Below are 21,920 nucleotides of genomic sequence, written 5' to 3'. Positions count from 1 at the left end.
TATTGTAGTATTTTCGCACGTTTTCACTTCTTTTTTGCCCAGGGGAATTTTAACTCTATGCCTCTGCCAAATCGGAGCATCTTGCGAAGTTCCAGCAGACAGCAGGAGGAAAGCGAGCATCTGCACATACAGGCAGATGTAAAGATATTGATCTGCCGACACTCTAAAAAGAGGCTGCCCGTCAGACGGACAGCCTCTTTAATAGAAACGTATTTTAAAACATTTTCAGCTTTCCTTTTTTAATGACGAGCGGCATGCCGCCGAGAAGGAACAAATAGCGGTTGTCGATCATCTTTTTGACAACAGAAGCTGAGTTGCCGTAAATCTTGCGTTTACCGACAACGCCGATTGCTTCTTTGCCGCCAAGGGAAGCAACAGTTCCTTTAATATCAGGCTTGAACGTTTCAAGCTCTTTTTTGCCTTCGACGAGTGCTTTCAGATTGTTGGCAGTCGTATATGCCTGCTGAATCGCAATCTGAGCTGTCGGAGGATACGGACGCTCTGTTTCTTCATTAATAATAAGTGCACAGTCGCCGATTACGAAAATATCGTCATTTTCCGGGCTGCGCAGATCATCGGTTACTTTAATGCGTCCGCGCATCGCGTCAAACCCGGACTTGTCGACAACCGGATTGCCGCGCACACCCGTTGTCCATACGATCGTATTCGTTTTAATTTCAGAATCATCGTTTAACACAACGCTGTTTTCACGAACTTCCTTAATTGGTGTATTAATCATGAATTCTACACCGCGGGACTCCAGCACGTTCATCGCATACTCTACCAGCTCTTCGTCAAAGCCCGGGAGTGCAGTCGGTGCTGCTTCTACTGAGATCAGGCGGACCTTCTCACGCGGAATATCATATTCTTCGCACAGCTCAGGAATGCGGTCGGTCATTTCCCCAACGAACTCAATTCCTGTAAAGCCTGCACCTGCTACGACAAACGTCAGCGTCTCATCGAATTTCTCATCCTGCTTATTGTAGCTGGCAAACTGATAGTCGATATGCTCTTTAATGAGGCGGACAGAGTTTACACTGCGGATAGAAAAGGCATGCTCCTGAACACCTGGGATACCAAACGTTTCCGGAATCGATCCGAGGCCGAGTACCAGATAATCGTAATCGATCACAGAGTCCTTCAGCACTACTTTTTTCTCGTCGCGCTTGATCTCTACTACAGAGTCTTTAATGAAGTTAATTTTTTTCGTATCAATAACGTCATCGATCTTCATGCGCGTCTGGTCATGATGCATCGTTCCTGCTGCCGGCTCATGCAGCCACGTCGTCTGATAATGGTAGTTGTGCTTGTTCACAAGAGTAACTTCCGCATCTTTGACGACCGTTGACTTCTGCAGGCGGGCTGCTACGATCATACCGCCGTAACCGGCACCGAGAATGACTATTTTCGGCTTATTCTTCATTCCACTCACTCCAGTCGAATAATTTACAGCTTCATCTCCCGCTCTGCAAGTAAGAGAAGAAGATCAATAGAATGTGATTTTATTCACGTACTATGGCAAAAAGAAACGCAGTTGAAGATGAGCTGCACGTGATTCATCCATGTTAAGGTAAAACCCTCTACAATCATAGGACGTTTAAAGCTGCATTTCAACTACTTTTTGAACATTGTCTGAACTATTTCATCTATAGTGTCTATTCTAACGTTTTCGGGTCGCTCGTACAAGAAAAGCGCTGTTTTACAGGCAGGCGCCTTTTCTTTCCTCCGCATAGCGTCTATAATAGGTTCGTACAATCAATAACACGGAGGTGCTGATGAACGTGTCACACGAACGGGAAGTATATGATATTACGATAATCGGCGGCGGGCCCGTCGGATTATATACGGCATTTTACGCAGGACTTCGTCAAATGAAGGTGAAAATCATTGAAGCTATGCCTCAGCTCGGAGGACAGCTTTCCGCACTTTATCCGGAGAAATACATTTATGATGTTGCCGGGTATCCGAAGGTGCGGGCCCAGGAGCTGGTCGACAACTTGACCGATCAAGCGATGCAGTTTGACCCTGAAGTCATACTGGATCAGTCTGTTCAGGACGTTGAGAAGGACGCAGAAGGTGTTTTTACGCTTCGTACGGATAAAGATGAGCATTACACGAAAACAGTCGTGATTGCCGCAGGCGTCGGTGCATTTCAGCCGCGCCGTCTGAAAATTGAAGGTGCTGAACAGTTTGAGGACGCCAACCTGCACTACTTTGTGAACGACATCAACCAATTTGCAGGTGACCGCGTTGTTCTTGCAGGCGGCGGAGATTCAGCCGTTGACTGGACGCTGATGCTTGAAGATATCGCTGAGGAGGTCACGATTGTCCATCGGCGCGATAAATTCCGGGCGCACGAGCACAGCGTCAGCCAGATGGAAGATTCCGAGAAAATCAACATCAAGACACCGTTCAGCGTAGAAGAGCTGCATGTAGAAGACGGCAAGATCAAAAGCGTTACGCTTAAACACAAGGATGGCGAAGTTACGGAGCAGGTCGATATTGATTCGCTCATCGTCAACTACGGATTCGTTTCAAACCTCGGTCCAATCAAAACGTGGGGGCTCAATATTGAGAAGAATTCAATTGTCGTTGATTCCAACACAGAGACAAACATTGAAGGCATCTACGGTGTCGGTGATATTGTCACGTATGACGGCAAGGCGAAACTGATCGCGACCGGCTTCGGTGAAGCTCCAACTGCCGTAAACAAAGCGAAGGTTCTGATTGATCCGAAAGCAAAAGCAACCGCGGGCCACAGCACGAGCCTCTTTTAATTAACAAGCGCTCCCTTCTTTCAAGAAGAGAGCGCTTGTTTTCCTTTCCAGGAGCTTTTCCATGCAGGATGAAAACGTGGCGTTACCTGTCTAAAAAGAGCGGCCCCTTTAACAGGACCGCTTCTTTATTGATCTATTAGCAATTTTCCGGCGTTCCGGCGTTCGTTGCTGTACGGAATGATGCACCGCAGCCGCAGTTGGCAATGGCATTCGGATTGTCGAGCGTAAATCCGCCGCCCATCATGTTCGTTTTATAATCGATCGTGACACCATCGAGCATTGGTGCACTTTCATTATCTACAACAAGCTTAATATCATTTACTTCAAGTGTCTGGTCATCATCATGAACATCAGATTCAAAACCCATTCCGTAGGACAGACCTGTGCATCCTCCGCCTTGAACGCCGACACGCATGTAGTTAGCTTCATCGTTCTGCTCCATCATCGTTTTGATTTGAGCAGTTGCCGCTTCCGTAATGGTAATCATGCGGATTCCTCCTTCTAAAAGCTGGTTTGTGTCTTTAGTATATCAGCTGTCCCCCCTCACCCGCAAATGTGCCGTTCAACGGTTCTGTTTGGCAACCCGCAACAGAAGGTGATAGAATAAAGGCAGTTTCGTACTGCGAAGCGCATGTACGTGTTACTTTACTAAAGGCAGGGGATTGAGATAATGAGTACCATCATAGTGGATGATCAGCTGCATGAGATACGGGAAAAGATAGAGCGCGGAGAACGTTTGACGATCGAGGACGGGTTGAAGCTGTATGAAACGCCGGATCTTCTCGGCGTTGCCCAGATGGCAAATATGGTGAATGACCGAATTAACGGAAACAACGTTTACTTTATCGAGAATTTGTATATTAATCCGACCAACGTCTGTGAAGCAAGCTGTGCGTTCTGCGGCTTCAAGCGTAAGCCGGGTGAAGAAGGCGCTTATACAATGCATGAGGAAGAACTGCTGGACTACGTGCAGAAGCGCTGGAATGATAATATTCAGGAATTTCATATTGTCGGAGGCCACAACACCGACGTTCCGTTCGATTATTATCTGAACACCGTTCGTACACTGAAAAAGCATTACCCGAACGTCACGATCAAAGCCTACACCGGTGCAGAGATTGAGTTCTTTGCGCGTCACTCCAACCAGACGATGCGCCAGGTTCTTGAACAGCTGCAGGAAGCCGGTCTTGATACCCTTCCAGGCGGCGGCGCTGAAATTCTTACAGAGAACTATCGTGCAAAGATGAGCCCGGACAAGGCTTCTACAGATCAATGGCTGGAGGCGCACGAAATTGCCCATGATCTCGGAATGAAGACACATGCTACCATGCTTTACGGTTCAATCGAATCGAAAGAAGAACGTTTGATTCACATGGACCGGCTGCGTCAGCTGCAGGATAAAACGAACGGCTTTATGGTATTTATTCCGCTGGCCATGCAGCCTCGTAAAGCAACAGCCGGTCTGAAACGACGCACGTCTGCTTACGATGATCTGCGTACAGTCGCAATCAGCCGTCTGATGCTCGACAACTTCGACCACATTAAAGCGTACTGGATTAACATTGGGGTTCAGCTCACGCAGATGTCCCTCACCTTCGGCAGCTCCGACATTCACGGCACGCTGATCGAAGAACGGATTTCTCACTCCGTTGGTGCCCTGACGTCTCAGAGCCTGACACGCAGTGAGCTCGTTCACATGATCAAAGGGGCAGGAAAAACACCTGTAGAGCGCGATACCTTCTATAACGTTATTAAAACGTACTAAAAAAAGACCGGCCTGGATTCTTTCCAGCGCCGGTCTTTCCGCGTGTTTTATGCTTTTCGCAACGGTTCATCCGCCCAAAAGTAGTCGTCATCAGCCTCCAGAATCACCATGGTGCTGCGGCAGCAAGGCAAATTCAGCCTTGTTTTGACCCCTTCACGAGCCCGTTTCAATGTCGACTGTTTCATGTGCGTTAACACGCTCGATGCGCCGCAGTAAGGACACTCATCCACGTACACGTCTCCCATTTGAATTTCGTATGGCCACGTATGGTCGAACGGAATTACTTTCACCAGTGTTCTCCCCCCTCATTAAAACATCGGGTTTTCTTCGAGGTGCTGATAAATATTTTGCAGGAGTTCATCATTTGTATCACCAACGACCATATCGCCGTTCACAAGTGCATAGCGGTTACGTGCGCACATCCCGCAGTAGCTGAGACATCCATATTCGATCACATCGAGATCCGGGTCTTTTTCGAGCTCCTCCATTACTTGCTGGGTCCCGCTGGCGAGGTTGCTGACGCAAAATTCTATGATTGGTTTCATTCTTTCTCACCTCACAGCTGTTGTATCTTTGTATATGCTACGTCCCTGCCCTGTCATTTGTCAACAATCACGTTTTATCACTGCAGGATTGGCAGGTTAAACGCTTTCACTATTTATTGTAGTTCCCCTTAAAAACTGGTATATTGAAACTGGTGTTGAAAATAATTAACTAAGTTCAGAAGAGAGAAGCGATGTGCAGCCGTTTTTTCTCCTTTTGCACGATGGAAAGGGGTGATCCCGTGCATCATCTTGTTGTATTAGGTGGTGGCTACGGAGGGCTTCGCGTCATCCAGAGATTATTAGCCGATAAAGAAGTGAACGATGTTAAAATAACTCTGGTCGAGCGGGAAGCGTATCATAGTTTGAAGACCGAGTTTTATGCACTGGCAGCAGGTACAGTGGCAGACAGACACCTGCGAATTCCTTTTCCGGACGACGACCGTGTAGAGCATATTTGTGAAACTGTCACCTCAATTGATATTGAGGCGCAGCAGGTAGAGCTCAAATCCGGTAATGTCCTCTCCTACGATGACCTCCTCATCGGGCTCGGATGCGAAGATAAGCATCACGGTGTTCCCGGAGCCCAGGAAAAAACACTCAGTATTCAAAGCATGCGCCGCGCGCGCAAAACAAATCAGATCATTCAAAATGTACCGCATGGCGGAAGAGTCGCTATTGTGGGCGGCGGATTAAGCGGTGTGGAAACGGCAAGTGAACTGCGCGAGAGCCGGACCGATCTTGACATTCGTCTTTATGACCGCGGCGAGAACATTTTATCCATGTTTCCTCCCAAGCTGTACAATTACGTAACAGACTGGTTTATTGATAACAACATCACGATTATCAATCGAGCCAACATCACAGAGGTAGACTGGAAAACGCTGTATAACCACGGAGAGCCGGAAGAACTCGATGCCATCATCTGGACTGCCGGTATTCAGCCGAATAAGCTTGTACGTGATATTTCAGAGCGCCATCATCTGGAGACAGACCGGATCGGACGTGTTCAAGTGACAAAGTATCATACGATCCCCGGATTTGATAACGTCTTCATGGTTGGAGACTGCGCTGCCTCTGATCATGCACCGAGCGCACAGCTCGCCGAAGCACAGGGAGATCAGATTGCTGTTCTGCTCCGCCACAAGTGGAACGGTCAGCCTTATCCGGAAACGATGCCGAAGATGAAGCTTAAAGGCGTCCTCGGCTCGCTCGGAAAAAAGCACGGCTTCGGCCTCATGGGCGAACGTCAGCTGATCGGCCGGGTGCCCCGCGTACTGAAATCAGGTGTCCTTTGGATGTATAAACACCATTCAGGCTCCTGATACGTAAGCTCTATAACAGGCACAAGCCTGCCAGCAGAATGAAGCAGTCTATTGACCAAAAACGCACCGGCTCCATGCCGGTGCGTTTTTGCCTTCTTTTATTCGGGCTGTGCTTGTTCGATTGATTGGTACACCTGCGGCAGCCTCGGATCACCTTCTGCAATGACTTCTCCGTTTAATACGACGAGCGGATAGAAAAATTCGTCGTCCAAAATCCGTTCAGCATACGATTTTTCTTCATCGGATTCCGGTGCTTCTATATCCACGTAACGAAAATGTATCTCCCGGTCCGGATACTTTCTCGACACAGCGGCCTCGAGCCATTCCATCGTCTCTTTCGCGCTCGGCAGGTGGATGCAGCTGGCGCATTTCTGTTCAGCACCATACACAGTTACTTTCATGCCTTCCCACTCCCTTTCCTGCCTTCATTTTACCATTTCCCAAAACAACCCGGAAAGATTTTAAGCCTCATACATAGATTTTTAAACCGACTAATACTATAATGGGAACAAAGGAAAGGAGTGTATGTTATGACAACAGATACAATGGAGTCACAAGTTCAGGAAGTACTCGATAAACTGCGTCCGTTCCTTCTCCGTGATGGCGGTGACGTAGAGCTCGTAGATATTGAAGAAGGTGTGGTTAAAGTACGTCTTATGGGCGCCTGCGGTTCATGCCCAAGTTCAACAATCACACTGAAAGCTGGTATTGAGCGTGCCCTTCTTGAAGAAGTGCCTGGCTTTACTGAGCTTGAACAGGTATTCTAAATCACATACCGCATAGAAAAACGCTGCCGGTTCAGGCAGCGTTTTTTCATTGGTTGTCAGGGACTCTCCGGCTCATTAACCTGTGTGACAGCTCCGGCGCCATTCAAAACGCCTGCAATATTTCGGGCGGCCAGTCGAATCATCTCGTTTCTCGTGCTGGTCGTAGCACTCCCGATATGCGGCAGAGCGGTGACCTGAGGCAGTGTCAGCAGCGGATGTGAGGAGCGAATCGGTTCGTCTTCAAATACATCCAGCCCCGCACCTGCCAGCTCGTGATGCTGGAGCGCGTCAAACAGGGCCTCTTCATCAACGAGCGGACCTCTGCCGATATTGATCAGATGGGCCGTCGGCTTCATTATGGCAAGCTCTTCACGGCTGATCATATGTTTCGTTTCCGGTGTCAGCGGTGCTGTCAGTACAACAAAATCGCTGTTTCGCAGCAGGTCCTCTTTCTCCCGGTACACGACGCCGAGCTCCTGCTCCGCCTGTTGTTTACGTGAGCGTGTGTGGTAGCCTACCTTCATGCGAAAGCCTGATGCTCTGGCTGCGACGGCTTCCCCGATACGCCCCATTCCAATAATACCGAGCGTCGCTCCGTATACATCCGCTCCTGCAAACATATACGGGCCCCACTGAGTCCATTTATCGTCTTTGATGTAGCGCTCTGCTTCTGTCACCCTGCGCGCCGAAGCCATCAGCAGCGCAAAGCCCAGATCGGCTGTCGCTTCCGTTAAGACATCCGGGGTATTGCAGACAGCAACCCCTCGTTTGCTGCATGCCTCAACGTCAATATTATCAAACCCGACCGCAAGATTAGCTGCTGCTTTTAAGCGGGGCGCGTTCTCCAGCAGCTCTTTATCCACACGGTCACTCAGCATCGTCAGCAATGCGTCTGCTGAAGCGGCTTTCTCCAGCAGAACATCGCGTGGCACCGGTTCGTCAGCTTTTTCCCAGCATTCCACCCTGGCATGCTTTCGAAGCTCCTGCAGGTGTTCATCCGGCAGCTTTCTCGTCACGTACACATACGGCTTTGTCATTTCGTTTCCACACTCCATTCATCAAGCGTTGTTACGGTAAAATCAGGCCGCTGCTTCTGCCATGCCCGATCTTCAGGACGGGTGAAACCCGAAAATACGAGCAGTGTCGCAATCCCGGCACGTATCCCCGCCATGATATCCGTCTCGTAGTTATCCCCGACCATGACTGTCGCGGCAGGAGGCGTACCGAGACGCTTCATAGCCTCTTCCATAATAATCGCTTCCGGTTTCCCGATAAACGTCGGCTCCACACCTGTCGACACGTGAACGACAGAGGTCAGTGACCCGTTACCCGGAAGCATCCCGCGCTCTGTCGGCACAGCTTTATCTGCGTTTGTTGAAACAAACATCGCTCCGCCTCGAACCTCTAAACAGGCTGCAGCCAACTTTTCATAGGTTATCTGTCGATCGATTCCCATAACGACAGCATCGGCGCGTTCCGATACCCTGCTGTGTCCTGCAGCATCTAGTGCGGAGAGCAGACCGTGTTCTCCGATCGCATAGACGTTCAGAGCTCCGTGTTTTCGCTTTAAATAAGAAGCACATGCTTCTGCTGATGTCATTACCTGGGAAGCTTTTGCCTGAATCTCCATTTCCTGCAGCTTTTCTGCAATTTGTTCCGGTGTTTTGGAGGAATTGTTTGTGACAAACAAATAAGGAATCCCGGCGTTAACAAGTCTGTCTACCAGTTGTTTTCCTGCATCAATACGCTCTGTGCCCCGATACATGGTCCCGTCGAGGTCGAGCAGGTATCCGTCAAACTGCCTCATGAGCGATCCTCTTCCTCAGGCAGGAAGGCGGAAACCGGACCCAGCTCGTTCGTCAAATACGTCCGGACACGACCGGGAAACGATTCAACCGCCCGTTTACCGGCATCTGCCTTTTTCGTCAGCTCGTCCAGATTTGTTCTTGTATATTCCTGCAGCAGCTGCTTCCGGAGCGGCAGCAGCTTTTCGATGCTGTCTGCTTCTTCTTGATTCACCACTTTCTCATCCAGCAGGATCGCCACAATGTCTTCGAAGCTGCCCGGATCGCGCATAATAAAGCCGTCAATCATTTGATTGCCCACATCCATCATCGTTTCCACTATCATATGAGCCGCCCGCTCAAATGCAAGCTTCCCTTCGATGGTGTCCGCTCTCGAGTCGCTGTAAAGGTAATCGGTTAGTTCTTCCATGTACTGAAGCCGTTCTTCTATTAGCTTGCGATCGACAAAATACATAACGTTGACCTCCTAATTAGTATGTCACATTGAAAGCGCTAAATCGAAATATTCATCATTTATTGGCTGATTATCGTTTTAATTGTATGTATTGTTTGATACTATAAATAAGGATTTACATAACGATTCTATTATACATGTTTTCATGAATGATTTGGAGGAATGAGAATGGACAGGGAACTGGCACTGGAAGTCGTACGAGTTACTGAAGCAGCGGCACTTGCATCGGCTCAATGGATGGGAAGAGGACTGAAAAACGAAGCAGATGACGCAGCAACGACAGCGATGAGAGATATGTTTGATTCCGTCAACATGAATGGAACCGTTGTGATTGGGGAAGGCGAACTGGACGAAGCACCGATGCTGTATATTGGCGAAAAGCTCGGCACCGGAAACGGGCCTGAGGTTGACATTGCCGTCGATCCGCTTGAGGGGACGAATATCGTGGCAAAAGGACATCCGAACGCTATGGCCGTGATTGCTGTCGGAGACCGCGGTACGCTGCTTCATGCACCGGATATGTATATGGAAAAACTCGTCGTCGGTCCGGAAGCAGCAGGCCTGGTCAGATTGGACGATCCGATTGAGAAGACGATTGACATCGTTGCGAAAATGAACGATAAACGGGTTCGTGACGTCACCGTAATTATTCAGGAGCGGGAACGCCATGCCGACCTTGTCCGGCGCGTACAGGAAAAAGGAGCTCGGGTAAAGCTGTTTGGAGACGGCGATGTGGGAGCCTCGATCGCCACCGTTATGCCTAGGACAGGTATCGATTTATTTGTTGGAACCGGCGGCGCACCGGAGGGCGTGATTTCTGCTGCGGCGATCAAAGCGTTAGGCGGAGACATGCAGGCACGGCTTGTTCCGCACAATGACGACGAATTTGAACGCTGCGTGAGCATGGGTCTTGCGGATCCCCGCTGCCTGCTGGGACTGGACGACCTCGTAAAGGGAGAAGACGCCATCTTTGCCGCAACAGGTGTATCAAGCGGGGAACTGCTGGAAGGAGTACGCTTTCTGGGACAGGATCTCGTTGAAACCGATACGATCGTTATGCGGGCAAAGACGGGGACGGTGCGCTTTATTAAAGCCCATCACCGTCTTAACCGTAAGCCTCACCTTCAGGAAACGGAATAAACGAACAAGCACGTCCGGATCAGCTGATCCGGACGTGCTTGTTTTATGCTTGCTCTGCTTCCTGCTTATTCTCCCGGCTTTCCTGCTGCTTAGCGCTCGTTTTTTTCAGCACAAAGTAGGCGCAGCCGAAATTACAGTATTCATAAATGTACTCCTGTAAAAAGCTGATTTTCGTATCAGGTGACGATTTACGATGCTGTTCCTCAAAGAAACCTTTTAGTCGAAGCTGCTCGTAGCCCCAGTCCCCTACGATATAATCGTATTTGTTTAAAATATCGCTGTAGCGGTTTTTAAAAGCTTCTTCATCCCAACCGTCCCGTACGTCTTCTACGATTTCATACGTATTGCCTGACATGGTAATCAACGGCTTCACCTGCCTTTCTGCTGCCTGGGCACCAGTGATTAAGCATTAGCCTGTGCTGCATTTACCTGCTCATCTGCATGGTAGGAAGAGCGAACGAGAGGTCCTGCTTCACAGTGCTTGAATCCTTTGGAAAGTGCGATTTCTTTCAGTTCTGCAAATTCTTCCGGAGTCCAGTATTTTTTGATTTTTAAGTGAGACTTTGTCGGCTGCAAATATTGGCCGATCGTCATAATATCCACATCTGCTGCGCGCAGATCGTCCATCACTTCGATAATTTCTTCTTTCGTTTCACCGAGACCAATCATAAGACTGGATTTCGTTGGAATCGCCGGATTGAGCTCCTTTGCTTTCTTTAACACACCGAGCGTTCGGTCATACGTAGCTCGAGCACGCACGCGCGGCGTCAGACTGCGGACCGTTTCAATGTTGTGATTGAAAATTTCCGGCTTCGCATCAATCAGCGTTTTGACGTTCTCTTCTTTACCGCCCATATCAGAAGGAAGCACTTCAATGCTCGTATTCGGGTTCATCGCACGCACCTGCCGCACGGTTTCCGCAAACACTGCTGCCCCGCCGTCACGAAGATCGTCGCGCGCTACAGCTGTAATGACGACGTGCTTGAGTCCCATGACCTGAACAGACTCTGCTACTCGCTGCGGCTCATCCCAGTCAAGCTCATTCGGCAGGCCTGTTTTTACTGCACAGAAGCGGCATGCTCTCGTGCACACATCCCCTAAAATCATAAACGTTGCGGTTTTACGCTCTGCCCAGCATTCGTGAATGTTCGGACACTTCGCCTCTTCACACACTGTATGCAGGCGCTTCTCTCTCATTAATTTCTTTAATCCTTTATACGACTCGTTCGTATTCAGCTTTATCTTCAACCACTCGGGCTTACGCAGATACTCCTCCTGCTTGGCCATAGAAGCTCACGCCCCTTCATTAGATTCATTATTACTTTACCATAATAATGCATTCTTCTCCAAGGCGAGGAGTGTGATTTATTTGAGAACTCGTTCCTTTTTCCTGCACCATCCTCCGGCAGCTGATCCATCCGTTCATAGAAGATAACGTTCTTGGTCAAAATAAGCCTTTCCCACCTGAAACCTCTTTAAACGTACAAAGCTGCTGGAACTGCTTCTCTTTTAAGAGCGTTTACAGCGGTCACCCTGAGAAAGAACCGAAGAGAAGCCCTAGGCAGGCTAGGTAAGCAAAGAGGAATACAACCAGACGAATAATCAGGATAGCTGATAGACTTTGTCAACAGCCTGAAAAGAGCAGCCCCTGAAGAAGGGCCGCTCTTTTGAAATATGCTGATTTAGTCCAGGCTTTTTTTAGGCTCCGAAAATATTTTGGAACAAGATCCAGGCGATTCCGATTGGGGCAACGATTCGAAGCATCCAGAGCCAGAGAACGCCGAATGGCGAGTTCGTCAGACCAGTTTCCTTCAGTGCATCAACCTGGTTCCAGCCCCATCCGACGAACAGCGCTACGATCATTCCAGCTAGAGGAAGCGTATACTGGTCCGTGATCGTATCGATCAGATCAAGGAATGGCAGTCCGAAGAATTCGAACGTGAGCGGTCCGCCCTGGCTGAGTGCTGACGGGATACCGAATACGGTAACCGCAATACCTGCAAGAAGCGTTGCTTTACGACGGTTCCAGTTCAGTTGGCGCATCACATACGATACGCTTACTTCCAGCAGGGAAATCGCAGAAGACAGTGCAGCGATTGCGACCAGGAAGAAGAAGAAAATCGCAAAGATCGTACCTGCTCCGCCCATCTGGTTGAATACTTCCGGAAGTACGATAAAGATCAGACCAGGGCCTGCGTCCGGCTCTACGTTTGCAAACGTGAATACCGCAGGGAAAATCACGATACCTGCGACGATCGCAAACAGTGTATCAAGCGTCACAACACTACCCGCTGCCGTCGTCAAATTCGCTTCACGAGACAGATAGCTGCTGTAGGTGATCATTGCACCCATACCGAGTGAGAGCGTAAAGAATGCTTGTCCAACAGCAGAGGACCATACCCCAGGCTCTGCAAACGCGGACCAGTCCGGTGTGAACAGGAAGGCAAGACCTTCGCCTGCGCCGTCAAGGGTCAGACTGTAAACAGCTAAGAAAATAAGGATGATGGCAAGGAGCGGCATGAAGATTTTATTCGATAGCTCAATCCCCTTCTTAACGCCGAAGAAGACAATTCCGAGTACAAGGGCCATGAAGATGACCTGCCAGACAACCGGTGCTGCAGCTCCGCCGATAAAGGTCACGAAGAAGTCAGCGTAGTTGCCTTCCCCTACTCCAGTTGCCTGTCCAGTCAGATAGGCGAAGAAATAGTAAACAACCCAGCCGGCAATAACGCCGTAAAAGGACAAGATTAAAAAGGACGTCAGCACCCCTAGAATACCACCGATGACCCAAGGTTTCCCTGGTGCAATATTGTTGTAGGATCCGACTACATCAGACTGTCCGCGGCGTCCGACGGAAAATTCCGCAAGCAGGACCGGCAGCCCGATCAGGAAGATACACAGCACATAAATGAGCAGAAAAGCGGCACCCCCGCTTTCGCCGGCAACATAGGAAAAGCGCCAGATATTTCCGAGTCCGACGGCGGACCCAACTGCCGCAAGGATAAAGCCAAGTTTCGTTGCAAATTGTTCTCGTTGATTGGTAACCACGATGAAATCCCTCCCTCTCTATTTATCGAACCATGGTACGCTATTCGTATGATCTCCCCCTGATACTTCCCTCCTTATCGATTTCCATAATTAATCAAAAAAGGCTTCTTTGCTATTTCATTATAATTATATAATGGAAAATTGTCAAAGACTTTTCTGAATATTTCTTTTATGTAGAAAATTGAAATTATCGTTGGTATATCAACGTTTTCGACGGGTTTCTACACGTTTTGCAGTATCCTCATGGAAAATTAATTATTTTTTTCTCATAATGTATACAAGCGCGTATAAACACCGTTATACGAGGACTGTATCGTAACGAGCCAACCTTCATGAAAAAAACGAGTGTCTTTCCGCAGGAACACGGAAAAACACTCGTTCAGGGTTTCGGTTTTATGATATTGCGGCAGAACGATCATCTAACCGCTTCGTGTAGATACGAATGCCGAACAGCAGCAGCACCAGCATCCCGGCTCCGGCAGCGAGCCCAAGCAGCGTGCTGCCCGTAAGGCCGAGCACGAGGAATGAGGCGGATGCCGTGACACCGATTAGAAGCGCATACGGCAGCTGCGTGAGCACGTGATCGATGTGATGACTCCCTGCACCTGCTGAGGACAGAATGGTCGTATCCGAAATCGGTGAGCAGTGATCTCCAAAAATGGATCCGGCCAGAACAGCCGCCAACACTGGCAGCATGAGCGTAATATCAACAGCCGCAGCGATATCTCCGGCAATCGGCAGCATGATGGCGAATGTGCCCCAGGAAGTTCCTGTGCTGAATGCCATAAATCCTGCAAGTACAAACAGCAGAACTGGAAGCAGCGCCGCTGGAATAAAGGTATCCACCTGTGATGCCAGGTACTCCCCTGTTCCGAGCGCATCAATGACTTCAATAATCGTCCATGCAAACACGAGAATATATACAGCCGGAAGCATCGACTTCACGCCGCTCCAGAGTCCGAGTCCGATCTGAGAAACACGGATACGGCGGACGAAAGCGAGGATGAGCGCAGATGCAAAGCTGATTAACCCGCCGTACAGCAGTGCAGCAGCGACGTCTGTGTTTTCAAACACAGCCAGGATGCTGGCTTCCCCTTCCGTTCCTTGAATGCCGGTGATGACCATAAACAGAACGGTTGCTCCGATAAGAATTAAAATGGGGATAACTAGATCGGCAACCTTCCCATCCGTTTGCGGAACAGTCTCTTCGTTTTCGCCAGGTATAGCCCCGCGGGAACGGTCTACCAGTTCACCTGTTTCGATTGCCCGGTGTTCATGTTTACGCATCGGTCCAATATCCAGCTTCCAGTAGGCGACGGCAAATACGGCAATGATCGCAAATACCGCATAGAAATTCATCGGTGCAATCATCAGAAATGCCTGCAGCGATCCATACTGGGCTACGCCATGAGTGGCCAGAATCCCCCCGATAATCGTGATGATGTACGCACCCCAGCTGGAAACCGGTGATATAACGCACATCGGCGCTGCTGTCGAATCGACGACGTAAGCAAGCTTCGCCCGGGAAATACGATGCCTGTCCGTCAACGGTCTGCTGACGTTCCCGACCGTTAAGCTGTTGAAATAATCATCAATAAAGATGATGATGCCAAGGAAGCCAGCAGTGAACTGTGCTCCTGCCCGGGTTTTCACACGCGCAAGCGCCCACTCCCCAAATGCACGGCCACCTCCGGTGATCGTGATAAGAGCTGCGATCATCCCCAGCAGAAAGAGAAACAGAATAATATAAAATTCCCACGTATTCACCCCGTCAGCTGTCCAGAAAATCGACGTGACGGTTCCTGCTATATCGGCAATGGCCGCATTTACAAACATATCCTCTGTCTGATGCACCATCAGCGCACCGACAATAATCCCTGCTCCGAGTGACAGCAGCACACGCTTTGTAATCAGTACAAGTACGAGTGCGAGCACCGGCGGCAGCAGTGATAAAATTCCATGTTCCACGTTCGTCATCCTCCCTTTTATCCATACAAAAAGAGCAGGGGAAGCCCCTGCTCGTTGTATCACAGTTGATTCCTCCGTCAGGCAGCTCTCCACAGTTCCCTGTGACAGTGCTTTATCTGTTCAATAAAGCCCCAGCTGAATGAACCGGCTGTCCATTCGCTTCGGCAGCATTGCCTTTCCCGAATCGTCCCTGCCCTGCCGGACTCGGATTCGGTACTGATCGCAGCTGCTCCTCCACCTCACATGACGTGAGGTATCTACCATTTATTCATTATGACTGTGGAATCATATCACAGATTCTGACCGTCTTCAACCACTCTCTCCAAAGTCTGAAAAGTGTGAGGATGCTGATTTTTCTCATCCATTTGACCGTTCATCTCCGCTGTAACGGCCCATTCCTTTTCGTCGAATGGAGGAAAGAACGTATCGCCTTCAAACGAAGCATCGATGCGTGTCAAATACATACGTGCGGCATAAGGAAGAAACATTTCGTACAGCTCTGCTCCCCCCATAATGACGATTTCTTCGTCTTCCGCTGCGAGTGCCAATATGTCATTCATATCGCTGATCGTTTCGATTCCTTCATGCGAAAAAGAAGCGTTGCGCGTCAGCACGAGGTTACGCCGTTTCGGGAGAGGTCTGCCGATTGATTCAAACGTCTTACGCCCCATCACGACCGTTTTATGCAGCGTCGTCTGCTTGAAAAAAGCTAGATCGCCCGGCAGCTTCCACGGCATGCCCCCGTCCTTACCGATGACCCTGTCCCGATCCATGGCCGCAATCATCGAAATCATACCGACACCTTCCCTTTAATCGCAGGGTGCGGATCATATCCGGACAGCTCAAAGTCCTCGAACGTAAAATCTTCGATTCGCTTTACATCCGGGTTGAGCTTCATGATTGGCAGCGGGCGCGGATCGCGCGAAAGCTGCTCTTTTACCTGCTCTACATGATTATTATAAATGTGCACATCGCCAAACGTATGCACAAAATCCCCTGGCTTCAAGCCGCATTCCTGAGCGATCATCATTGTCAGGAGCGAGTAGGAACCGATGTTAAACGGCACCCCCAGAAACACATCCGCCGACCGCTGATACAGCTGGCAGGAAAGTCTGCCGTCTGCCACATAAAATTGAAACAGGCAGTGGCATGGTGCAAGCGCCATTTCATCAAGCTCTCCTACGTTCCAAGCGTTCACGACCATTCGACGTGAATCCGGATTCGACTTAATCGTGTCAATCACGTTCCGCAGTTGATCGATTTGTCTGCCATCCGGCGCCGGCCAGCTTCTCCACTGCCGGCCGTAGACGGGACCAAGGTCCCCATCGTCACCAGCCCACTCGTTCCAAATTCGTACGCCGTTCTCCTGCAGGTACTTCACGTTTGTATCACCTTTAATGAACCAGAGCAGCTCATAGATCATCGCCTTTACGGCCATTTTCTTTGTCGTCACAAGTGGAAAGCCTTCTTCTAAATTCATGCGCATCTGATAGCCGAATGTGCTGATCGTTCCTGTACCGGTCCGGTCTTCTTTAGCAGTTCCGTTCTCTAAAACGTGTCTGCACAGATCGAGATAGGTTTTCATGAGAATCCTCCTTTTATTTCGTCACCGGCGATGCCTTGCCGTACGTCTTTTCCAGCTTCCAGGCAAGTACATCCCGCAAAAATTCCGGCATAAAGTACTGTTTTGAATGGAGATCATTCATCAGCGGATATAAATGGCTGAACGTAAATAGATCCGGAACAGCCAGGCTGTAGATACGGCGGTCTTCAATCAGCCGCTCGGCATCTCCATTTATGAGGCCCTCCCTGCCATAAAAAGATGTCATTCCAAGCACTTTTCCGCGAAAGCCGTAGCCTCGCAGACGGTAGTGAATCATCGTTTCTTCATTGGAAAGACGGATGATTTTCTTTAAATCGGTTCCCTCGATTTTTACGACAGCAGGGTTGATTGGATGAGGACAGATTTGATGGAGATGATGCCGCGTGACCTGGCCTGCAGGCAGGCTGTTTAACAGCAGTCCGGCATTGAACATAGCTGCATCTGCGCTGCACCACTCACGAAGGCCCTCTGCGGCAAGTGCGGTAAGCGAGGACGGTTCATACCAGGAAACGTGCAGCGCTTCAGGCAGTTCAGCGACCGGATGATAAAGCTGAGGCAGTGCTTCTGCTTCCAGCCGCTCCAGATGACGCCCGGTTTCGCCATCCCCCCGGATGCCCTTTACTTCATGAGTGTGAATATGCTTGACACGCGCCGGACTGCCGCTTTCTGTTTCGATCGTAATTTCGCCAATATGGGAAGCGGAACGTCCGCACTGGTGAATCCACGTTTGATGATGCAGCTCGCCATTCTCCAGAACATGATGCGTATGGGCTCCGAGTATCACCGAGATAGCTGGAAACGCCTCTGCTAGTTCGCGGTCAAGCCGAAGTCCGAGGTGGGATAAACAGATGATGCCGTCAGCATGCCGGCTCATCTCAGGGAGAAGCTCGCCCATCTCCTGCAGTGGGTCTTCCACTTTCCATCCGAGCTCCTCATAAAACTGATAAAACGGAATGGTTAATCCAACGACCGCAAGCCGGTAGCCATCCGGGAGTATGTAAAGCTCCCACGGCTTGCACCAGGATGGACGATTACCATCCGGATGGTACAGGTTGGCTACGAGTACATCAAACTCTGCTCGTTCATAGAGAGATTCAAGTGCCGCTTTCGGCAGTGTGATGCCTTCGTTATTACCGATGGTCACTGCGTCATAGCGCATCTCGTTTAACAGCTCCGTGTTTCCACGACCCATCAGGCCTTCTGTTAACGGGTGCACCCGGTCGCAGTGATCGCCTATATCATAAAGGAGGACATGCTCACCTCGCTCTTCTGCTGCTTTCCGTTTCACCTTCAGCAGGGCAGCAGCAGCAGGCCACTGGTCCAGCTCGCTGTGAAGATCATTTGTATGCAGAATCGTTACTGTTGCCACGCCGGGACCTCCTTTTATAATCCGGTTATTCCTTCATAGATAAGCCTGATGCCGATCAAGAGCAGCACAATTCGCAGCGCGAGCACGAGTGTATCACTTTTCAGCCGGCGATTGATCCATGCCCCTATCTTCCCGCCGAACCAAGCTCCCGGAATGAGAGCTGCTGCGTATACCCAGTCCACATTCCCAAGTGCGACGTGGGATGCAGAGCTTACAAGCGCAGAGAGAAAGACGAGAAACATGGACGTTGCTACTGCAAAATGCGGCGGAAAGGCAAAGAGAATGATCATAGCAGGCACCATAAGCGAGCCGCCGCCGATGCCGAACAAGCCGGAAAACATGCCGACAAAAAAGGCAATTGAAATGCCAAGCCACGCTTCATAGCCATATTCACGGATCGTGCCGTCCGGCTCGCGGAAAGTCCGTTTGATTCCGCCCGGCCGAAGGGGAATCGGCTTAATTCGGTGCCGGATCAGCAGGATAAACGATACGATAATAATAAAGACGCCGAATGCGATTAAAAAACTTGCGACATCAATGCCGCTGTTCAGCCAGACGCCGAACAGGGCTCCAGGACCGCTCCCTGCAAAGAAGAGCAGCCCGCTTTTTAAATCAACGACTTTCTGCTTCATATAAGCAAGCGTCGACGAGAGACCGGTAAAAATCATCACCAGCAGCGATGTTCCGACCGCTGTCTGCGGCGTAATGCCGCTTAACAGCTCTGTATAGCCTCCGAGCACCATAAGTGCCGGGACGATAATTATTCCTCCTCCAAGTCCCATAACGCTGCCGACAATCGCAGCTGCAAGGCCGAGGAAGGCAAGGGCAATCCATTCCATTCGTCATGTACTCCTCTGAAAAGCAGCGGAGGTCAGTCTTCGTTATCAAATAATCCAAGCTGCTTCGGAGCCGGCCCCTTTACCGGCAGACCAGCCATTTCCTGCAGCCGCTTTGCATTGCCGGCTGCGTGACCTCCTGAATTGTTGTTAAACACGACTGTCACCGCGCGTGATTGGTTCGTAAGCTTCTCCACTTTTTCGAGTATGTCGTGGAGCTCTTCTTCGTTATAATCGTACAAATAGCGGACTTCGCGCCACTTCTGCCCCGAGGCCGGCTTTTGCCAGGCCGCTTTATTCCGGCCGTGAAGCCTCACAAGCGTATGCTCCTTGTGTGTGGCTTCTCCGACCCATGGAATGGATCGTTCACCGATCTGAGGCTCATCGCAGACGCTGTGAATCCAGTCGTCCTGCTTCATGTAATCGAGCGTTTTTTCTTTGTATGCCTCTGTATACCACGAGGAATGACGGAATTCGAGCGCTGCCGGAAAACGACGCAGCTCTTCCCGGAGCCACTTTATGTATTGCACATGCTTTTGTGTGCAGTCAAACCAGGGCGGGAATTGGCACAGGACGTAGGACAGCTTTCCAGCTTCCAGCATCGGCGTGAAGGCAAGCCGAAAGGCCTCCAGCATTTCCTCCCGTGAATCAAATGGGCTTCTGCCGCGCTGATGACCGGTCATCCCTTGATACGCTTTTGGAATAAATTGAAACCCTTCAGGCGTCTCTCCAAGCCACTTTTGAATATTTTTAGCCGGCGGGACGGCATAAAAAGAGGAGTCGAGCTCTACTGCCGGAAAATGCCTGGCGTATGCCTCCAGTTTAGACGCTTTCGAAGGAAGATCCTCATAAAGAGTATCGTGGTCTCCCCAGCCTGTCAGTCCTATATCTATTCTGCCCATGATACCCGCTCCTTTCAAGTGCTTTTTCGCTTATTCGCTCTGAACTTCCTTTCCCCCGGAAAAGAGAAGTCGAAACAAAAAGCGGACCCGCCGAAAGGCAGATCCGCTTCAGAGCAAATGCGTATTACCCGATTGAACCTTCCATCTCGAACTTAATGAGACGGTTCATTTCAACCGCATATTCCATTGGAAGCTCTTTCGTAAATGGCTCGATGAAGCCCATTACGATCATTTCCGTTGCTTCCTGCTCGGAAACACCGCGGCTCATCAGATAGAAGAGCTGCTCTTCCGAAACTTTGGAAACAGTCGCTTCGTGCTCAAGCGAAATATTGTTGTTCAATATTTCGTTGTACGGGATTGTATCAGACGTTGACTCATTGTCCATGATGAGCGTATCACACTCAATGTTGGAACGGGAACGCTCTGATTTACGCCCGAAGTGCACGATTCCGCGGTACGTTACTTTACCGCCATGCTTGGAAATAGACTTCGATACGATCGAAGAAGAACAGTCAGGCGCAAGGTGATGCATCTTGGCACCAGCGTCCTGATGCTGGCCTTTCCCTGCAATCGCAATGGAAAGAACGTTTCCGCGTGCACCGCGGCCTTTCATCACGACAGCCGGATACTTCATCGTCAGCTTCGAGCCGATATTTCCATCGACCCATTCCATTACAGCATTTTCTTCTGCAACGGCACGCTTTGTTACGAGATTGAATACGTTCGGCGCCCAGTTTTGAATCGTCGTGTAGCGGCAGTACGCATCTTTCTTCACGATGATTTCAACAACGGCACTGTGAAGCGAGTTCGTTGTATAAACTGGAGCAGTACAGCCCTCTACATAGTGCACGGAGCTGTCTTCATCGGCAATGATGAGCGTACGCTCGAACTGACCCATATTCTCTGAGTTAATACGGAAGTAGGCCTGGAGAGGCGTATCCGTCTTAATCCCTTTTGGCACGTAAATGAATGAACCGCCGGACCATACGGCAGAGTTCAGTGCAGCAAACTTGTTGTCGGATGGAGGAATCACTTTACCGAAGTGCTCGCGGAAGATTTCTTCATCTTCTTTAAGCGCTGTATCCGTATCCTTGAAAATGATACCCTGCTCGGTCAGCTCTTCCTTCATGTTGTGATACACAACTTCAGATTCATACTGCGCAGAAACACCTGCGAGGTATTTTTGCTCTGCTTCTGGAATACCCAGCTTGTCAAACGTATTTTTAATTTCTTCCGGAACCTCGTCCCAAGAACGCTCGGAACGTTCTGACGGCTTCACGTAATACGTGATCTCATCAAAGTCCAGCTCGGACAGATCGCCGCCCCACTGAGGCATCGGCATCTTATAAAATTGTTCCAGTGACTTCAGTCGGAAATCAAGCATCCACTGAGGTTCATCTTTAATCTTGGAGATTTCGCGCACGATCTCTTCGGTCAGACCTTTTTTCGAACGGAAAATCGATACGTCCTTGTCCGAAAAGCCGTACTGATACTCTTCCATTTCCGGCATTTTCTTCGCCATGGTGAAACCCTCCTTGTAAATCTATCTGCAAAAACAGCACTGACGGTCTGTTCGTTCCTGTACAACTTAGGCGCCTTTTGACGCTGTATATCCATTT

At 49.8% G+C, this 21,920-nt stretch carries 23 protein-coding genes and 1 riboswitch; of the genes, 5 read left to right on the top strand and 18 right to left on the bottom strand.

From position 1 onward, the window contains the following. Positions 1-214 precede the first annotated feature (214 nt). Positions 215-1,423: an NAD(P)/FAD-dependent oxidoreductase gene (locus tag ACFO4L_RS10930; RefSeq protein ID WP_377909700.1), complete on the bottom strand. Its 1,209-nt coding sequence runs from the start codon at positions 1,421-1,423 to the stop codon at positions 215-217. 358 nt (positions 1,424-1,781) lie between these two features. Here ACFO4L_RS10930 and ACFO4L_RS10925 point away from each other — a divergent pair, with 358 nt between their 5' ends. Continuing rightward, a complete protein-coding gene (locus ACFO4L_RS10925) occupies positions 1,782-2,777 on the top strand; it encodes an NAD(P)/FAD-dependent oxidoreductase (RefSeq protein ID WP_377909715.1) in 996 nt (331 codons plus the stop codon). A gap of 136 nt (positions 2,778-2,913) precedes the next feature. Here the strand turns inward: ACFO4L_RS10925 and ACFO4L_RS10920 are convergent, their stop codons facing one another. Further along, positions 2,914-3,264, bottom strand: coding sequence for a HesB/IscA family protein (locus ACFO4L_RS10920; RefSeq protein WP_377909699.1), 351 nt, complete (start codon positions 3,262-3,264; stop codon positions 2,914-2,916). Positions 3,265-3,447: 183 nt separating this feature from the next. On the opposite strand from ACFO4L_RS10920, the gene mqnE reads away from it, so the two are divergent. Then, positions 3,448-4,542, top strand: coding sequence for an aminofutalosine synthase MqnE (gene mqnE / locus ACFO4L_RS10915; RefSeq protein WP_377909698.1), 1,095 nt, complete (start codon positions 3,448-3,450; stop codon positions 4,540-4,542). A 47-nt stretch (positions 4,543-4,589) separates the two neighbouring features. Here the strand turns inward: mqnE and ACFO4L_RS10910 are convergent, their stop codons facing one another. Next, positions 4,590-4,832, bottom strand: coding sequence for a hypothetical protein (locus ACFO4L_RS10910; protein ID WP_377909697.1), 243 nt, complete (start codon positions 4,830-4,832; stop codon positions 4,590-4,592). 18 nt (positions 4,833-4,850) lie between these two features. Beyond that, positions 4,851-5,087, bottom strand: coding sequence for a YuzB family protein (locus ACFO4L_RS10905; protein ID WP_168007583.1), 237 nt, complete (start codon positions 5,085-5,087; stop codon positions 4,851-4,853). 239 nt (positions 5,088-5,326) lie between these two features. Here ACFO4L_RS10905 and ACFO4L_RS10900 point away from each other — a divergent pair, with 239 nt between their 5' ends. After that, entirely contained in the window at positions 5,327-6,409 is a 1,083-nt protein-coding gene (locus tag ACFO4L_RS10900) for an NAD(P)/FAD-dependent oxidoreductase (protein ID WP_377909696.1), read from the top strand. A gap of 98 nt (positions 6,410-6,507) precedes the next feature. Here ACFO4L_RS10900 and ACFO4L_RS10895 read toward each other — a convergent pair whose 3' ends face one another. Further along, entirely contained in the window at positions 6,508-6,810 is a 303-nt protein-coding gene (locus ACFO4L_RS10895) for a YuzD family protein (RefSeq protein WP_377909695.1), read from the bottom strand. A 129-nt stretch (positions 6,811-6,939) separates the two neighbouring features. Between ACFO4L_RS10895 and ACFO4L_RS10890 the strand changes: the two genes are divergently transcribed. Then, positions 6,940-7,176 carry a NifU family protein gene (locus ACFO4L_RS10890; RefSeq protein ID WP_168007589.1) on the top strand — a complete coding sequence of 79 codons (237 nt, stop codon included), beginning with the start codon at positions 6,940-6,942 and terminating at the stop codon, positions 7,174-7,176. A 56-nt stretch (positions 7,177-7,232) separates the two neighbouring features. Here the strand turns inward: ACFO4L_RS10890 and ACFO4L_RS10885 are convergent, their stop codons facing one another. From ACFO4L_RS10885 to ACFO4L_RS10875, 3 genes are read right to left on the bottom strand one after another with little or no spacing between them, the layout of a single operon-like run. After that, entirely contained in the window at positions 7,233-8,213 is a 981-nt protein-coding gene (locus tag ACFO4L_RS10885; protein WP_377909694.1) for a 2-hydroxyacid dehydrogenase, read from the bottom strand. Then, the gene (locus ACFO4L_RS10880; RefSeq protein WP_377909693.1) at positions 8,210-8,983 is read right to left on the bottom strand and encodes a TIGR01457 family HAD-type hydrolase; all 774 of its coding nucleotides are present in this window, start codon (positions 8,981-8,983) and stop codon (positions 8,210-8,212) included. The genes ACFO4L_RS10885 and ACFO4L_RS10880 overlap by 4 nt, the downstream gene beginning before the upstream one ends. Next, a complete protein-coding gene (locus ACFO4L_RS10875; protein ID WP_377909692.1) occupies positions 8,980-9,435 on the bottom strand; it encodes a DUF86 domain-containing protein in 456 nt (151 codons plus the stop codon). Before ACFO4L_RS10875 ends, ACFO4L_RS10880 begins: the two co-directional genes overlap by 4 nt. Before the next feature lie 168 nt (positions 9,436-9,603). Here ACFO4L_RS10875 and glpX point away from each other — a divergent pair, with 168 nt between their 5' ends. Then, entirely contained in the window at positions 9,604-10,575 is a 972-nt protein-coding gene (gene glpX, locus ACFO4L_RS10870) for a class II fructose-bisphosphatase (protein ID WP_377909691.1), read from the top strand. Between the two features lie 43 nt (positions 10,576-10,618). Here the strand turns inward: glpX and ACFO4L_RS10865 are convergent, their stop codons facing one another. The 10 genes from ACFO4L_RS10865 to sufB all read right to left on the bottom strand — a co-directional run bounded on the left by ACFO4L_RS10865 (position 10,619) and on the right by sufB (position 21,823). After that, a complete protein-coding gene (locus ACFO4L_RS10865; RefSeq protein ID WP_377909714.1) occupies positions 10,619-10,930 on the bottom strand; it encodes a YutD family protein in 312 nt (103 codons plus the stop codon). 47 nt (positions 10,931-10,977) lie between these two features. Then, a complete protein-coding gene (lipA, locus tag ACFO4L_RS10860; RefSeq protein WP_377909690.1) occupies positions 10,978-11,862 on the bottom strand; it encodes a lipoyl synthase in 885 nt (294 codons plus the stop codon). Positions 11,863-12,273: 411 nt separating this feature from the next. Further along, positions 12,274-13,626, bottom strand: coding sequence for a sodium-dependent transporter (locus ACFO4L_RS10855; RefSeq protein ID WP_377909713.1), 1,353 nt, complete (start codon positions 13,624-13,626; stop codon positions 12,274-12,276). 390 nt (positions 13,627-14,016) lie between these two features. After that, positions 14,017-15,591, bottom strand: a complete 1,575-nt coding sequence (locus tag ACFO4L_RS10850; RefSeq protein WP_377909689.1) for a Na+/H+ antiporter NhaC family protein — start codon at positions 15,589-15,591, stop codon at positions 14,017-14,019. 74 nt (positions 15,592-15,665) lie between these two features. Beyond that, a riboswitch (Lysine riboswitch) is annotated at positions 15,666-15,836 on the bottom strand. A 45-nt stretch (positions 15,837-15,881) separates the two neighbouring features. Continuing rightward, the gene (folA, locus tag ACFO4L_RS10845) at positions 15,882-16,385 is read right to left on the bottom strand and encodes a type 3 dihydrofolate reductase (protein ID WP_377909688.1); all 504 of its coding nucleotides are present in this window, start codon (positions 16,383-16,385) and stop codon (positions 15,882-15,884) included. Then, positions 16,382-17,176 (bottom strand): thymidylate synthase, encoded by a 795-nt coding sequence (locus tag ACFO4L_RS10840; protein ID WP_377909687.1) that lies wholly within the window; start codon positions 17,174-17,176, stop codon positions 16,382-16,384. Before ACFO4L_RS10840 ends, folA begins: the two co-directional genes overlap by 4 nt. A gap of 13 nt (positions 17,177-17,189) precedes the next feature. After that, positions 17,190-18,563, bottom strand: a complete 1,374-nt coding sequence (locus tag ACFO4L_RS10835; RefSeq protein WP_377909686.1) for a bifunctional metallophosphatase/5'-nucleotidase — start codon at positions 18,561-18,563, stop codon at positions 17,190-17,192. 14 nt (positions 18,564-18,577) lie between these two features. Continuing rightward, entirely contained in the window at positions 18,578-19,402 is an 825-nt protein-coding gene (locus ACFO4L_RS10830) for a sulfite exporter TauE/SafE family protein (RefSeq protein WP_377909685.1), read from the bottom strand. Positions 19,403-19,434: 32 nt separating this feature from the next. Continuing rightward, entirely contained in the window at positions 19,435-20,301 is an 867-nt protein-coding gene (locus ACFO4L_RS10825) for a DUF72 domain-containing protein (protein WP_377909684.1), read from the bottom strand. A gap of 124 nt (positions 20,302-20,425) precedes the next feature. After that, positions 20,426-21,823, bottom strand: coding sequence for a Fe-S cluster assembly protein SufB (gene sufB, locus ACFO4L_RS10820; protein ID WP_377909683.1), 1,398 nt, complete (start codon positions 21,821-21,823; stop codon positions 20,426-20,428). Positions 21,824-21,920: the final 97 nt, after the last annotated feature.

It is taken from the genome of Bacillus daqingensis, assembly GCF_042654445.1.
Classification (GTDB): Bacteria; Bacillota; Bacilli; order Bacillales; family Salisediminibacteriaceae; genus Alkalicoccus; species Alkalicoccus luteus.
This window is presented reverse-complemented; position numbering and strand designations above follow the sequence as displayed.